Annotated in this window: 12 protein-coding genes; 2 read left to right on the plus strand and 10 right to left on the minus strand. The window is 59.3% G+C overall.

Features of this window, described 5'->3' with window-relative positions; translation table 11 throughout:
• Positions 1 to 5: 5 nt before the first annotated feature.
• The 6 genes from ACVOLL_RS07805 to ACVOLL_RS07830 form a co-directional block, all read right to left on the minus strand.
• Positions 6 to 1367 (minus strand): STM4012 family radical SAM protein, encoded by a 1362-nt coding sequence (locus ACVOLL_RS07805; RefSeq protein ID WP_481512377.1) that lies wholly within the window; start codon positions 1365 to 1367, stop codon positions 6 to 8.
• Positions 1364 to 2179, minus strand: a complete 816-nt coding sequence (locus tag ACVOLL_RS07810; protein WP_481512378.1) for an STM4013/SEN3800 family hydrolase — start codon at positions 2177 to 2179, stop codon at positions 1364 to 1366. The genes ACVOLL_RS07805 and ACVOLL_RS07810 overlap by 4 nt, the downstream gene beginning before the upstream one ends.
• Entirely contained in the window at positions 2172 to 3281 is a 1110-nt protein-coding gene (locus tag ACVOLL_RS07815; protein ID WP_481512440.1) for an STM4014 family protein, read from the minus strand. Before ACVOLL_RS07815 ends, ACVOLL_RS07810 begins: the two co-directional genes overlap by 8 nt.
• Positions 3282 to 3303: 22 nt before the next feature.
• Entirely contained in the window at positions 3304 to 4215 is a 912-nt protein-coding gene (locus tag ACVOLL_RS07820) for an STM4015 family protein (protein WP_481512379.1), read from the minus strand.
• A gap of 303 nt (positions 4216 to 4518) precedes the next feature.
• Complete coding sequence (locus ACVOLL_RS07825) at positions 4519 to 4992, minus strand: hypothetical protein (protein ID WP_481512380.1); 474 nt, start codon at positions 4990 to 4992, stop codon at positions 4519 to 4521.
• A 20-nt stretch (positions 4993 to 5012) separates the two neighbouring features.
• Positions 5013 to 5561 carry a cysteine hydrolase family protein gene (locus tag ACVOLL_RS07830; RefSeq protein ID WP_481512381.1) on the minus strand — a complete coding sequence of 183 codons (549 nt, stop codon included), beginning with the start codon at positions 5559 to 5561 and terminating at the stop codon, positions 5013 to 5015.
• Positions 5562 to 5665: 104 nt separating this feature from the next.
• Between ACVOLL_RS07830 and ACVOLL_RS07835 the strand changes: the two genes are divergently transcribed.
• On the plus strand, positions 5666 to 6640 hold the full coding sequence (locus tag ACVOLL_RS07835) for a GlxA family transcriptional regulator (RefSeq protein ID WP_481512382.1): 975 nt from the start codon (positions 5666 to 5668) through the stop codon (positions 6638 to 6640).
• Positions 6641 to 7275: 635 nt separating this feature from the next.
• Here the strand turns inward: ACVOLL_RS07835 and ACVOLL_RS07840 are convergent.
• The 4 genes from ACVOLL_RS07840 to ACVOLL_RS07855 all read right to left on the minus strand — a co-directional run bounded on the left by ACVOLL_RS07840 (position 7276) and on the right by ACVOLL_RS07855 (position 13252).
• Complete coding sequence (locus ACVOLL_RS07840) at positions 7276 to 9078, minus strand: UvrD-helicase domain-containing protein (protein WP_481512383.1); 1803 nt, start codon at positions 9076 to 9078, stop codon at positions 7276 to 7278.
• A 1-nt stretch (position 9079) separates the two neighbouring features.
• Positions 9080 to 11215, minus strand: coding sequence for an ATP-dependent nuclease (locus ACVOLL_RS07845; protein WP_481512384.1), 2136 nt, complete (start codon positions 11213 to 11215; stop codon positions 9080 to 9082).
• A 198-nt stretch (positions 11216 to 11413) separates the two neighbouring features.
• The gene (locus tag ACVOLL_RS07850; protein WP_481512385.1) at positions 11414 to 12499 is read right to left on the minus strand and encodes a GTP pyrophosphokinase; all 1086 of its coding nucleotides are present in this window, start codon (positions 12497 to 12499) and stop codon (positions 11414 to 11416) included.
• A 318-nt stretch (positions 12500 to 12817) separates the two neighbouring features.
• Positions 12818 to 13252: a DUF2834 domain-containing protein gene (locus ACVOLL_RS07855; RefSeq protein WP_481512386.1), complete on the minus strand. Its 435-nt coding sequence runs from the start codon at positions 13250 to 13252 to the stop codon at positions 12818 to 12820.
• Between the two features lie 159 nt (positions 13253 to 13411).
• Here ACVOLL_RS07855 and ACVOLL_RS07860 point away from each other — a divergent pair, with 159 nt between their 5' ends.
• Positions 13412 to 14779 (plus strand): alpha/beta hydrolase, encoded by a 1368-nt coding sequence (locus ACVOLL_RS07860; protein WP_481512387.1) that lies wholly within the window; start codon positions 13412 to 13414, stop codon positions 14777 to 14779.
• Positions 14780 to 14796: the final 17 nt, after the last annotated feature.

Raw genomic sequence — 14796 nt, forward strand, 5'->3', positions numbered from 1 at the left:
GCGGCTCAATCCAATTGATAGTCGCGCATGCGCTCGGCCACGCCGGTTGAGATGAGCCACGGGCCGATGGTGTCGGCGCGGGAAAGACCGGTGTCATTCAACGCCACCAGTGCATCCTCGCGCGTCGCCAGGCCTTGCTCGAACAACTCGTCCAGCTGCGGCAGATCGTCGAAGCACTCCGTACCGAAGCGCTCACGGTACTGCGCAAGATCCAGGCCCGGCTGCGCCAGCAGTGACTGGATCACGAAGCGCCGACGGCGCTCGTCCTCATCCAGTCGTACGCCGTAGTCGATGCGGGCGAAGGAGGTCTCATCGCGCTCCAGGTAGTGCGCAAGAATGTCCGCCACCGAGCGGCGGCTGACGCCGTACTCGCTGGAGTAGTGCAGGCCGCTGGTATACGAGCGGGCGCCGCAGCCGATGCCGACCATGCCATCGCTCTGGCAGCAGTAGGCCGGCCCGCCGGAGTCCGGCGCGTTCGCCGCGCGGAACATGCGCATCGATACCTGCTCATAGCCCGCGGCAAGCAGGCGTTCGCGACCGGCTTCATACAGCGCCAGGCGGTTGTCCACCGACTCGGGATGAATGACGAAGGAGCGCTTGCCGCCTTCCTTCGCACCGATACGGTCCAGCCCAGTCTGCGGCCGCACGTACAGCGGGTAGAGGTAGAGCTCTTCCGGCTGGAAGGCGAGGGCGCTGTCGATCGAGGTCAGGAAGCTGGCCACAGTCTGCCCGGCAATGCCGTAGATCAGGTCCAGGTTGAGCGTTGGAATGCCCGCCGCGCGTATCTGCGCGATGGCTTCTTCGACCACCGCGCGTTGCTGCGGCCGCACCAGCGAGCGCACTTCCGCATCGCTGAAGCTCTGGATGCCCATGCTGACGCGGTCGATGCCGGCGTCGCGGCAGATTTTCATCTTCGCCGCGTCCACGGTTTCCGGCGATACCTCGATGCCCGCAGGAATCGAATGCAGGTCGATGTTGGCGTGGCGTTGCACGAAGTCGAACAGCCGCCGCAGTTGCGACGCGTCCAGATAGGTAGGCGTACCGCCGCCCAGCGCGAAGCGCACGAAGCGGTGCTCGCCCAAGGCGTCGGCCGTCACCCGCAACTGCTTTTCCATCTGCGCCAGATAGGCCTCCACCTGCGCCGGTGCCGGCCGCGCCATTGCGAACAGATTGCAGAAGCCGCAACGGTAGCTGCAGAACGGCACATGCAGGTACAGGAACAACGCATCACGCGGTTCACTCGCCCAGGCATCGGCAAGCAGCGGCGGCTGGGTGATCGGCCGGTACGCTGACTTGTGCGGGTAGGAGTAGGAATAGGCCTGATAGGGCTCGAGCCGCAACAGCTCTGACAAACGATGGGCGGTCATGGGCTCAACACAAAGTGCGCATAGGGGACGTTCATCACCGTCTCGTGGGCGAGGCGATGGCCGTGGAAGCCATCCTCGCCGTAAGCGGTGCCATGGTCGGAACAGAGGATCACGAAGGACGGCCCACGCGCGCGCAAAGCCGCGAACAATGCCGTCAACTCGCCATCGACGTAGCGCAGCGCGGCACAGTGGCTGTCCAGTCCATCCGCGTCGCAGCCGGGCAGGTAATGCCGGTTGGGCTGGTGGATGGCCGAGACATTGATGAAGAGGAAGCAGCGCTGGTCGCCCGCTGCCTGCAGGCGCTCGCAGGCCAGTGCTACCTGGCGCTCGGTGGAGTCGATCGCGGTCACGCCGAGCTCGGGCTGCCAGTGGCTTTCCTCGAACAGACCCGGCAGTTGCGAGCCAAGCGCATTGCGACGGTTGAAAAAGCCAACGCCACCAATGCAGATGCTGCGGTAGCCCTGGTCACGGAAGCCGCCGACGATATCGGCACGGCCGGAGAACACAAAGGTCTCCGGCACGATGGTCTCGCTGCCTTCAAACTCCAGCGCGAACAGGCGTGGATGCGGCCCCGGCCGCGCAGGCGTGGGCAGGAAGCCGGCAAAGAACGCCGAGTGCGCCGCGTAGGTGAAGCTGCCCGGCGTATGCCGCAGCTCCCAACCATCGGCCGGCAGGTGCGGCGCAAGCACTGGCAGCTCGCCGCGTTCGAAGCAGCGCTGGGCCGCATCGAAACGCAGGGCGTCCAGGGTGATCATCACCACGTCATGGCTGCCGACGATGCGGTGCATGTCGGGCAAGCGGGTCTCAAGCATGGGCGTACTCGTTGATGGCAGAACGCGCAGGCGCCAACAGCGCCTGATCTTCGTAGGTGGTGCGCCCGTCATGGCGCAGGTCCAGCAGCAGGTCGCCGAAGCCATTGGCTTCCAGCACCCAGCTACGCGTGCCGCGCACGATCAGGTCGAAGCCGATCATGCGGCTGGCGGGGAATGCAGCCGCGGCCTTCACCGTGGCAGCTTGTAGATGGCGGATGGCATCGGCATCCAGCAGTGCTTCCAGCTGCGTGCGCGCATTGCCCAGGTGCAGGTTGGTCAGCGCGCCCGCGCTCATCCGCGCCACCCGCTGCCGCGGCTGGCCATCGAGCGCGACCACGCGCACGTCATAGCGGCGGCCATCGCTGCCCGGCACGGTGGGCTTGGGAATCCAGCGTTCGATGTAGGCACCTTGCTCGGCCAGCAAGTCCACCAATCGTGCGATATCGCGGTGCTGGTCGTAACGACGTTGCCGCAACGAATTGAACACCCGCCAGCGGCCGTCCTGTCCCACCAGCTCCGCAGAGCCATAGGCGACCTCGCGGCCATCGCGGTTGCGCGCGTAAGCCAGCACGCCAGCACCGGACGAACCGTAGCGAGCCTTGATGAAGACACGCTCACAGGCCGCATCGCGCAGCCGCACGCATAGATCCTCGTAGCCGCTGATCTCCCCGAACAAGGGCGGCACCGCCACACCTGCGTCGGCCAGCAGGTGCTGGCAGCGGAGCTTGTCTGACATGCAGGCAAGATCGGCCGGTGCATTGAGGTAGCGCGGCCCCGCCGGAAGCGACGCCAGCACATCGGCAAAGCCGGCATACCAGAACTGCTGATGCACCAGCTCGCCATGCGCGGCAGGCAAGGGCGCATCACCAGCAGCGCCGGACAACTCCCAGCCACGCAGCACCAAGGCCTGATGCAGCGCCGGCGCTTCGCCGGGTGACTCCAGCTTGACGATGGCGCCGGGAGCCTGCGCGAGTGCCTCAAGCAGGCGCGCAGGCTCGGCGAGCAGGGTTTCGTAATCGAGCACATGCGCGGCAGGCGCGCCCTGATCGTGCAGGGCACGCTGCAACCACCCGATACGGCGGCTGCCGCGCGGGCCGATCAACAGCCAATTGGCCATCTTCGCCTTACTCAGACACCGCCACGTAGCGGTCGCCGTCGTCTTCTTCTTCCGGATCGTCCAGCACCACCGTGCACGGCAGCGCCTGCAGCTTCTGCTGCCAGGCTGCGGAAATGTAGTGATGGCTCAGGTCGATGCGCTGCAGGCTGCCCAGGTTCGGGCTCTCGCACAGCGCCTGCGCGCCGACGTCGCCGATGGTGCCCAGCGACAGGTCCAGCGTCTGCAGCGTGCCCAGCCACGGTTCGCCGGCCAGCCACACCGCCAGTTCGTCGCTGATCATGGCGTTGCGCAGGCCCAGGTACTGCAGGCGCTCCGGCCCGATCGCCAGCAGCAGGCGCTGGTAGACCGCCACATCGCCATCGAAGCCATAACCGTCATCGCCAAGCCACAGCTCAAGATGGCGCAGGGCCGGCAGCGTGGAGTTGGCGATGGCAATGACGATCTCGTTCGGCAGGCCACCGCTCTCGATCGCCAGCTCCTGCAGCGACGCATGCGTGAAGGGCTGCAGTTCAAGTTCGGAGGTGCCACGGATGCGCAGTGATTCCAGGCCCGGGAAGGCTTCCAGCAGCGGGTTGTAGGAGATCTGGTTGATCCACGACATCTCGCAGTCTTCGTAGGTCATGTCGCCCACGAAAAGCGCCTTCAGGTTGCCCAGCTCGGCACGGCGCGCAATCAGCCCATCGATCAGGCCCTGCGGGCCGTCACTGGAAGCCTCATCCCATGCACCGATGACCAGCACTTCAATCGACTTCGGATCAACCTGCTCGAAGAAGTTGGCCAGCAGTTCCTCCTGGCTCTCGTCGCTGTCGTATTCCTGCATCAAGCGGTAAGCGACATCGCCGGCTACGGCCGAGCCACCCATCTTGAAGTCAACGACTTTCTTGCCACGATAAACCTGCGTGTATTCGCCAATGGTCACGGTACGTCCTTGCCGGAATGGGTGCCGTAGCATAACCGAGAGGATGCGAATGCTGGCAGCAATGCATCACGTTCGATGGAACGCGTACAGCCTTAGCCATTCCGTAATCATCCTGTGCTAACGCAGCAATCAAGCGCAAACAAGCAAGCAGAAGAAACAAGCGAAGCCAGCCCAACCCCCTCCCTTGCGCGCAGCGCAGGGGAGGGCTGGGGAGGGGTGCTCTTCGCAGCAATCCAGCAGATCAAGCATCCCAAGCTTCGCAGCTAACGCAGCTCCCACAAAACCAAACAACCAGCTTCAGAACTACATCGAACTACAAACAGCCACATAGTTCCCCTGGCTGATATTCAAATACTTAACCCCGTTGTAGTACTTGTACCCAACCCCCATCACCCGATGCCCACTCTCGGTAGGGAACACCACAAACTCATACTCATCCCCAAACAGCGGATCAGCAGGCGTAAAGCTCAAGTTGACCTTGTCACCAAGATCATCATGCTTCCGCTTCCAGGTCATCTTCCCCTGCAAGTCCTCGCCCAGCAGCTTCACTTGCGCCCGCTGCGTCTTGGTGTCCCAGGAGATCAACTCCGGGCCAATCGAATCACCTTCGATTTTGCAGATGGTCGTCTGGGAAAAAGCCGGCGCAGCAACGCCCAGCAGAAGAAGGGGAGCCAAGTGAGATGGTTTGAATCGCATTGTGTAAGTCCAGTAGTTCGGGCCAGCGTTGCTCCGCAACGCCGTGCCGCGTTGTACCAGACCCACCCAGTTGAAAGCCATCGCCAAAGCCACCGGCGCGATCACACCGCCAGATACGCATCCGTAGCAAGCACCCGCCCATACCCGAACTCAAACGACGCCATCATCGCTGCATGCACCTGCGCAGCCGGCGCCACAACGCCGTTGAACTCCAGGTCACGGGTAGCGCAGGCGTCGTGCAGCACGGTGACCGCATAGCCCATATCGGCGGACGCACGCACCACCGCATCCACGCACATATGGCTCATCGCACCAACTACCACTACGTCCTCGATTCCGCGCGCCTCAAGCTGCTGCTTCAGATCGGTATCGCGGAACGAATTGACGTGGTTTTTGACGATCACCGGCTCATCGCCGATAGGCGCGACAGCGGCCATGATCCGCACCCCGTCCGAGCCCGGCACGAAGATCGGCGCATCATTGCTGGCGGATTCATGGCGGACATGCAGTACCGGTACGCCCTTGGTCCGCGCATCGGCAATCACGCGCACCGCATTGGCGGTGGCGGCATCAATGCCCACCAAGGGCAGCTTGCCGGTGGCAAGGTATTCATTCTGAAGATCGACGACGATAATGGCGCGCTTGCTCATGTATGGCTCCCTCATGGGTGGTTGAATGGTGTGGGAGAAGTCTCCGCGACCGGCCTGCCACCACGAAGAGGCGCTACCGACATTCTCGAGGGCGGTACCGACAGATGCGCACCGACGGTCACATCCAAGTGGGAATCCTGCTGTATCCCGGCGCCCAGCTGGCGGCGGTGCTCGGCCTGACCGACCTGTTCGCCCTGGCCGGCAGACTCGCCAGTGAACGCGCAGCCCCCGCCACCCCAGAACTGCAGGTCACGCATTGGCGCATCGAAGCGCCCGGCCAAGCGCCGAAGGCCGTCTACAGCTCAAGCCAGCAATCATCCGGCACACCGCAGGTAATGATCCTGCCGCCCAGCATGCAGCCGCCGATTTCGCCCGAAGCCGCCGCGCCCTACCTGGACTGGCTGCGCGCACTGCACGACGACGGCACCACGCTCGCATCGGTCTGCGCCGGCGCGTTTCTGCTGGCCGAAACCGGGCGCCTGGCCGGCCGCACCATCACCACCAACTGGCAATACGCCGAACTGCTCGCCGCACGCTTTCCGGACGTGGCGCTGGACGTGGACCAGATGCTCATAGACGGCGGCGACATCTTCAGCGCAGGCGGCGCCATGGCCTGGACTGACCTCGGCCTGCGGCTGGTAGACTGCTACCTCGGCGCGGCCGTGATGCTGGATGTCGCACGCACGCTGTTGATCGATCCACCCGGCCGCCAACAGCGCTACTACAGCAGTTTCTCGCCACGCCTGACGCACGGCGACGCCGCGGTGCTGGCCGTGCAGCAATGGCTGCACGACACCCATGCCAAACAGGTTGCATCCGCCGAACTCGCACAACGCGCAGGGCTGGAAGAGCGCACCTTCCTGCGCCGCTTCCAGAAAGCCACCGGCATGACCGCCACCGAATACTGCCAACGCGTACGCGTGGCCCGTGCACGCGAGATGCTACAGACCAGCAATGTGCCGCTGGAGCGGATTGCCTGGGATGTGGGTTACAGCGACCCGGGTTCGTTCCGGAAGGTGTTCAGCCGGATTGTGGGGTTGTCGCCGGGGGAGTATCGGAGGCGGTTTGGTGGGCGGTGATCTAGTAGTGGTGAGTAGAACAAAAATTCGCTCTATTCTTGATGCTCTTGGCGGCAGCTTCCTTGTACTCATTCGATCGCTTTCGGCCAGAAGCGGACGTTGGGCTGTCTCAACACCCAGAACGATTTGAGTGCTTAATCAGGGTTGGAAGAAAGCAGAACATCTGCGACTGGCTATGGGGCGGGACTGACAAGGCTGTGAAAGGAGTGGCGTTGATTTCCATTATCCATTCGCATCCAGCCTGCACCAACGCTACTGCCAGGAACTCCAAGTCGTAGAAGCAGCTGAGGCAATGCGAGGTGCGCTAAGACCTCAACGAGAAATCCAGCTCTTCCAGGTCTCTTCTGCGGAGTTCTGCGTTGAGGGCATCAATCGCCTGCTGCCTAAGGTCGTTGAGCTGCTTGGAGATGTCTGTAGATCTAATTTCGATCCAATTTTCTTTTTGGACGAGAAGTCCTGCTGCCGCTGCTTCCGTGGCAGTGTCGCGTGCCCTCTGCAGGAATCTCAGAGCCTTCTTGGTACCGTCGAGCTTGGGGCTGTGAATCGCCCATATGTTCTTAGACAGCAGGTGATCGCTATGAGTCGTATGACGCCTCGCGGCTAGGAGCGGTCATTTGTGACTAGATTCTTTCCCGTCAAGAAAACTGGTCGTACCGGAATGCACATCCAGCGAGTACGTCGGTTGGTTGATAGTCTCCGCTCCAGCCTCGACTGCGGCCCCGTTCAGAGATCAGATGTAGGTTCTTTCTGGCCCGCGACGACACCACATACATGAGCTTGTTCGCTGTCTCGGCCTGGTTCGGATCGCTGAAGTGGGGAACCATCCCTTCTAGCAGGCCATAGGCGATCACCGCGTCATATTCGGCGCCCTTGACCCCGTGGATCGTCGATACGGTGACACCAGTCCGGTCCGCAAAGACTTTCCTGAACATCGCCAATTCAGCAATCTCCTCGACGCCTTCCTTGATGAGCTTATCGATGCGCCTCTGCGAGCATTCAAAGAAAGCGTCGTGATGCTCTTGAAGTGTCGCGTAGGCATAGCGATCAATCCCGAAAGTCAAACATAGCTGCTCGAAGAACGCCGCGAGGAAGAGCAAGCCATCGGTCTCAGTGATGGTGATGGTGATAGCGTTGCAGGCGCGCAGCAATGTCCTGCGGTCCAAATCTGGAACCGCGACGCCCGCATCGTTGAGGTCGGCGACTACCTCTCCCGCCCATCGCATCCGGCGTACATAGAGCTGTGGGGACGCCTCCGTCAGAATAATCCGAGCAAGCTTGTACCAGAAATTATCGACGTCGCGCGCGAAGGGCACCATGCCCGGGCCATCGAATGAATACGCCGGAAGCGCTGCGACCAGCTGGCGTGTCATGCTCGCGAGATGAACCCACCAAGGCGCAACGATGCAGACCTCATGCTGGGCGATCCCGAGCGTTTCGACGTTGAATTTGATGAGTCTTACAAGCTCTTCCTCTAGCGCATCGCGGTGCGTCTGGTGATCGAACGACACAACGCTCGCGTAGCCCTTGTTTTTTCCGACCGCCTCGATCTTCGAAGGCGAGACGTTGTAATTGCCGAAGTAGCTCACAATACGCGATGACGACCGGTAATTGTCTGATAGCTCCATTTCTTTGAAGGCGATGCCGCACTGCGTCCCAAAGGCAGACGCCGTGATTGCATAGCCGCCAAGCGAGCCATAGATTGCCTGATTAGGATCGCCCACGACGAAGGCGGATGTGTCGCCTTTAGACGCTTTCAGGATCGAAGCGAGGATCGCATATTGGATTTCCCGCGTATCCTGAAACTCATCGAGGAGCACGCACTCGAAGATCGAACCTAGCAGCACACTGATCGATGGATTACTCTCGATGAGTTGATAGGCATAGAAAAGGATCAGTTCAAAATCGACCTGTCGCTCAGCGCGAAGCGCCTTCCAATATGCCTGTAACACTCCCTCAATTGCTTCATGCTTGTTGCTCTTATTGCACGTCAGGACATGGCCGTTCGGCGTGAAATAATATGAGCAGTCGAAGCTGCTGAGCTTAGTGTCCTGCACCGAACGGCAGAGCTCGTCGTGCATTCGTTCGGTGTCATGGGCATTGATCACCCGGAAACCGTGCTTGAGCTCCGAGTGATAGATTGCGTAAGGCTTTAATATCCATTCGAGACAGAAGGAGTGGATCGTGCCAATCCAAAGCTGTCTCGTATCGACGCCAAGCTGTTCGATCCGTTCGTGAATCTCATCCGCAGCCCGGTGCGTGTAGGTGATTGCGACGACGCGCTTTTTGTCCGACTTAAGCTCCGACAACAGGCGAGCGATCTTGTAGGTAAGTGTCCTTGTTTTACCGCTCCCCGGGCAGGCAACAAGGAATACGCTGCCTGGATGCTCGATGGCTGCGACTTGGGCGTCGTTCAGATCCTTCCTGTCCCAGACAAACATTCTAGAAGCTCGCCAGAATGGTGTTGATGCCGTCTGCCGGAAATGCCCGTCGCATTTCGACGCGGATACCTGCAAAGTCGATCTCGCCGCGATAGTAGCGTCTGATTTGCGCGCGCATCGCGTCGATGTCTCCTGGTGAGTGTAGTTGCGAAGCGGCATGGATCGACACCCGATAGTCCAGCACACGCGCCCATGTCTGGATGGATATCGGGAAATGCGCTTGGAAGATGGCGTCGAGGATGTAATCTGGAATGGAAGTTTCTGGCGTGATCATTCGCCCCAGGATGATGGCGAACCACCCCTTTCCGGCGTAACGTGCCATCGTCAGCACGCGCGCTCCGAAACGGGTGATATCTCCCGATTCCAGCTCCATCTTAGACGTCGCGATGGTGCCGCTATCTTTATAGACGTCGCCCAGCACCGAAACGACAGTATCGACATTGCCGGCGGAGACGAAATCAACCTCGAAGGTGTGGTCAGCGAAGTGCGCCGTCAGCCAGGGATTCCCGTCACACAACTCCTTGAGTGCTGCTTCGCGCTGGAGTCCAGCGATCTGTGATCCTAGCGCTTTCTTCTTCGCGGCCGCCTCATCGTCACTGTCTAGAATATCCTTGGTCGTATCGATAAACGCGCGGTCAAGGTCGGTGATGATCGCGCAGCGCTTGCGGATGCGCTCGTTATGGAAAAGCACCGCAACGTTCTCGAAGCCGGTACTGCGGATGTTGATCAAGCTGATCCCCAGCTCGTCCAGGCTGAGCCCGAACACTTTTTTAACCAGGATTGGGATGAGGATCTCCTCGGCGTCGCCCTCGACTAGAACCACGCTCTTGGCGAAGAGGAGATTGCTGCGGACCGCATCAAGGTAGCGCTGGATATTTCCAATCTGGACGGGGTCAAGTCCAGTAGACGGCTGAAACACCTCGCATCGTCCGTCCCGGCGGCCGAGGATGTTGATGTTCACGACGTTGTTCACTTCGGATATGTGGGTCGAATGGGTCGAATAGATGATCTGGGTGTCATCAAAGTTCAGTCGGTCGAACAGCGTTTTCTGGATATGCGTGTGGATGTGCGCCTCTGGCTCCTCGATCACGAGGAAGTTGGCGAAGGACTCTTTCTGCTTCTGATATTTGAACTCAAGCAGCTTCAGCGTCAGGTAGATGAGGTTTGCACCGCCCAAGCTCAACTCATGAATAGCACCCTCATATGCTTCTTCGTTCTCGCCCACAAACAGCTTAAGCGACTGGAACAGGCGGTCGGCCTCGTCGGACAGATCCGAGCGGATCGAAAGTGAACGTGGGGAGTAGGTCTCGCCTGCCGCATCGGTAATGGTGTCGCGAATATCGGTGCGGATGGTTACTACATCTGGTAGGCCCTCGATTGCATCGTTGAGGCCTTTGACAAGCGCGGTGATCGGCTCGAAGCTCCGCGGATCGATCTCACCGCTTCGACACTTGAGCAGAGTTAGGAGGGGATTTGTGCGGTTGTTCTGGAAGTCGGCGACCACATCGCGCAGTGCTTGCACGAAGGTGAAACACACTTCGCGCGAGATCGAGAGCATGCCCGGGATGACGCCCCCGATAGAGGGGTGTGTCAGTTCTTGGGGAAATATTACCGCATCGAAGTCGCCAACAATTTGCCTATAGGTTTCGGGGTCCAGGAAGTCTGCGGTGCTCTTGCCGGTGAAGATCGTTTCATAATCCGAAATGGTGACCTTCGAACGTGCCTCGGCGAGTCCTACGGCATCACCAGCGGCAAGGTCGGCCAGGGTCCGCCGAACTGCCACCTTAGGGCGAAAAATAAGGTTGTAGGTCGCCTTGCCGATCGCGCCGTCGGCGATGTTACCGGTCCCGTGGAGAAAGAGGGATTGAATCGCCTCGTCCTGGGATACCTCATCGAATTCGAGGCTAATGACTATCCAGTGACCGCGCCAGTCGCCAAGGCCCCGGTGGAAGTCCTTCTCGTCGAGTCTATATGCCGCGCGCAGCAGCGTATCGTCTAGCAAAAGACGCAACGCCCGGAACAGGTTTGTCTTACCTGATCCATTCTCGCCGATGATCGTGTTAACGCCCTTATTGAATACTACATTCGCGCATTCAAAATTCCGGTAGTTGACGAGTTGTAACCTTGAAATGTGCACGAATAACGTCCCCTGTTTGGCCGTAGCTCATTATTTTAGCCTGTCAAATTGAGCTGGAGCATTGTGCGCTCCCGTAGCTTGACAGCCAAAAGCCGCGCTTCCATACCCCGATAAATCTTCCTAATCCCTTGCCCCGCTGACGTCCGCTTTCCGCCAGGAGCAGTCGTTCAATGACAATCTAGACCTTCCAGGTCCATATTACCGACTACGTTGCTCGTTTCGGGCAACTTGAATTACTCGGTCCGCAACCTCTTGACTCCACTGAAGACCGTATAGATCCTCCTCGCGAATATTCTCGATTTTTGCGCCGATTAGTATCAGCTGGCAAATGAATGGTGTAGTTACGTACCAACCATGATTTCTACCTCCCGCTAATAATTGCGCTCTAAGATATTTACTCATCCAAGGTTGCGCAGTATCGAATATTGACGCAAGCGCCTGAATCGTTTGAACCCCTGTCAATGAACAAAGACTGACAAGCCCCGAAACCGAGTTGGAATAGTCATCCTCTTCAGAAGAGTAGCTCTTTAAAGGACTATCAAAGCTATACCCAATTTTTTTTGCCTCGACCTCAATCGCCTCCACCACATTCGAAGATCGCAATAGTTCAGCCAATGAGAAATAATCGATCTGTAGATGTGTGTTTCCTGAGCTGAGCTGCATTTTTATAGAGTCTGCAATTTCACCGGAGGTGGCCCTCAGCGAAATGAATTCATCGTCAGCAAGTTCAAACAATGCGGACAATCTGAATAGCTTTCGACGAAGTTGAACCGGGACATCTTCCTCGCGCTTGTACTGCAGCTTATGCGAGACGGCGGCCCATGCATGTTGCAATACCGTGCGCACTTGTATTTCCGCTTTCAATCCAGCGAAGGCTAACCACTCCGGCAAGGTGGCCCGATTGGGCGATAGTTTGACGACGTAGTGTCTCGATAGATACCCGAACTCGGCCCCTTCTGGCCTATGAACAACAGAGTTATCAACGTCAATTACGAACTCTGACTCGATCAATTTCCCTACCAGCTCGGCTTCATCTTGATAATAAGAAATTATGCGGACCCCTGATAGGTCCGTAATTTCTTCCAAGGGGTTTATGTATGATTTCGTTGAGCGGGACGCCTTGTCGCGAAAACTCTGGATATCCTTTGTACGAGATTCAATGATATGAAAGCCATGACCACCGGCAATCATCAAATCACGAACGAGAGAGTCCAACTTCTTAGTGAAGCTAGCTTGCATCGGACGCCGAGTCTCGAACGCCTGCACGTGGTCATCAATAGTCATATGTATGGTCTAGAGGAAAGCGGGTATGAGCTGTGTATTTTTCCGAACAGATTTAACTCGAATTGCATTCTCTTCCAACAATACGAGTTGATTTTGAAGAAGGCAAGGTGACCACCTCCCATTTTTTTGCCATCCAAAAGTAGAGAAGTTTGGCGAAGCCACCTCATCCAGCCGACATACCGATGTCTGCTATGGGTGCTTCCTGCCTTGCTTTGGAACTCGACGCCTGCCGCGTGCTTTCGAAATTACTTGCGTTCTCACCCAGCAGTCCAATGAGTTGAGTTGGTGGTTGCAGCCCTGATCCCCGGCTATCGCACACTATCTGGCCTCTTCCTTCTTTTCTGCGAGATGCCGCTCCCTGAGATAAAGAAACAGAGGTAGTGCCAAGGACGGACCAATCACGATGCTGGACAGCGGCATCCACAAACGACGCATCTCTAGCTTGCGTCCCTCGACGCAGATAAGCGCAATGGTCGCAAGCCCCGAGATCAGTACATCCGCCCAGGCGAATGCTGCAATGTTGCTGGACGTCGCATGCTGCAGCAGCAGCGGCACATTGAGGCCGTTGGCGGATAGCCATGGCACAAACTGCGCGAGGGGCAGGGCGGTGCCTGCGATGCAGAGAAGTAGGTAAACAAACCGCATGTTGCTCTCCGGCTGATTCGATTGGCTATCTCTTGCGTGGATTATCGCTTGAACCAAGGAATCCTGGGCCTTATTGAGCAGCGAGCTCGGGAGTTTCAGTGCGATCAAGGAAGTCCAATCCGCCATTGTTTCCGAAGCCCGTAAGAGCCCGGCGGCACCAAACAGCACTTAGGCGGGCTTAGCCCCCAATCACCCATTACCGATGGACATTCCCGACACCCCAACTCACTGGCATTCTGTCGCCTGCTCATCAGGGGATGAAAGTCGATGTTCCGATCTGTTGTTCTTGCGGCTGCACTGTTTGCAGCGCTTCCCGCGCGCGCGGAGCTGGCTTTCGAGGCGCCGGTGGCCTGCGCTGATGCGGATGCGTCTCCTGCGCTGAAGGGCAGCCTTTGTGTCACCACCCATGTTCCGCTGCGGCATGCGTCGCCGGGCGATGGTTCGCTGAAGCTGTTCGTGCGGTGGTTTCCTGCCGAGACGGCGGAGCGGCGCGGGGAGGTTTGGTTGTTGGCTGGTGGGCCTGGTGAGTCCGGGGCGTCCTTGTATCCGGTGGTTGCGACCTTCCGGCGTGCGTTTCCCGGTTATGACCTGGTGATTCCGGACCACCGTGGCGTGGGCCGGTCGGAGCGTATCTGCCCGGTGCAGGAGGCGGCGGACAGCGCGGATGGTGTTGCACTGGCTGGGGACGAGTGGGGTGGCTGCATTGGCGCGATGTATGCGGATGCGGCGCGCACGCAGGCGTTCTCGGTGACCGAGGCGGCGCAGGATCTTGCGTTGCTGATGTCGCGCTATCGCGGCAGTGGGCCGACCTATCTGTACGGGGTGTCGTATGGCACACAGTTGGCCTTGCGTGCGCTGCAGGTTGCGCCGATGCCGCTGGACGGTTTGATCCTGGATGGGCTGGTGCCGCTGGAGACCACCGAGCAGTGGGATCTGAGCCGGCGCACGGCGCTGGTTGATGCGGTGGGGCGTGCGGTGCTGGGCGAGCAGAAGGTGGCGGTCTATCAGCGTGTGCTGGTCGCTGCGCCGACGGCGCCATGGAAGGACGAGGTGCCGGGTGGAGATCTGCGCCGGTTGCTGGGCTCGCTGCTGAACTTCCCGGCGCTGCGTGCGCGTATTCCGGACATCGTTGATGGGCTGGCGGTGGACGATACGTCCGCGCTGCTGGCGACGGTGGCGGAGTTGAAGACGGCGATGGCCGGGATGGGGCAGGGCGGTAACAACCAGCCTTCGTTGCCGCTGGTGATGTTGATCTCGGCGTCGGAGAACAATGCGCGGCCGGGGCTTACCCGCGAGCTGGTGGAGCAGGAGGCTGCTGGGGCTTTGTTTGTCAGCGCGATCCCGGGGTTTCTGGTGGGGGCGCCTGTGCCTGCTTATGCCAAGGATGCTTGGTTTGGGAAGTCGCCTGGTGCGTTACCCAGGACCTTGGTTGTGCATGGGACTTTGGATCCGAATACGGCGTATGCGGGGGCGGTGGAGCATGCGGCTGTGCTGGGCAAGGCTGGGGAGGTGAGCTTTAGCACGGTGGAGGGTGGGGCGCATTTGCTGTCTTACTTTGCGCCTGGGTGTTTTGTTGAGGCGGTTGGGGCGTTTGTTGCGGGTGGGGAGGTTGGTGGTAGGTGTGTTGAGCGGTGACGTTGATTGGGTCTTAC

The organism is Stenotrophomonas sp. STEN035, from assembly GCF_056759935.1.

What these genes read in the sequence shown, in the direction of transcription:
- ACVOLL_RS07835 (WP_481512382.1), top strand. Translation starts at nt 5,666, where the DNA reads ATGCGCACCGACGGTCACATCCAAGTGGGAATCCTGCTGTATCCCGGC.
- ACVOLL_RS07825 (WP_481512380.1), bottom strand. Translation starts at nt 4,992, where the DNA reads ATGGCTTTCAACTGGGTGGGTCTGGTACAACGCGGCACGGCGTTGCGG.
- ACVOLL_RS07810 (WP_481512378.1), bottom strand. Translation starts at nt 2,179, where the DNA reads ATGCTTGAGACCCGCTTGCCCGACATGCACCGCATCGTCGGCAGCCAT.
- ACVOLL_RS07805 (WP_481512377.1), bottom strand. Translation starts at nt 1,367, where the DNA reads ATGACCGCCCATCGTTTGTCAGAGCTGTTGCGGCTCGAGCCCTATCAG.
- ACVOLL_RS07840 (WP_481512383.1), bottom strand. Translation starts at nt 9,078, where the DNA reads ATGTTTGTCTGGGACAGGAAGGATCTGAACGACGCCCAAGTCGCAGCC.
- ACVOLL_RS07830 (WP_481512381.1), bottom strand. Translation starts at nt 5,561, where the DNA reads ATGAGCAAGCGCGCCATTATCGTCGTCGATCTTCAGAATGAATACCTT.
- ACVOLL_RS07860 (WP_481512387.1), top strand. Translation starts at nt 13,412, where the DNA reads ATGTTCCGATCTGTTGTTCTTGCGGCTGCACTGTTTGCAGCGCTTCCC.
- ACVOLL_RS07850 (WP_481512385.1), bottom strand. Translation starts at nt 12,499, where the DNA reads ATGACTATTGATGACCACGTGCAGGCGTTCGAGACTCGGCGTCCGATG.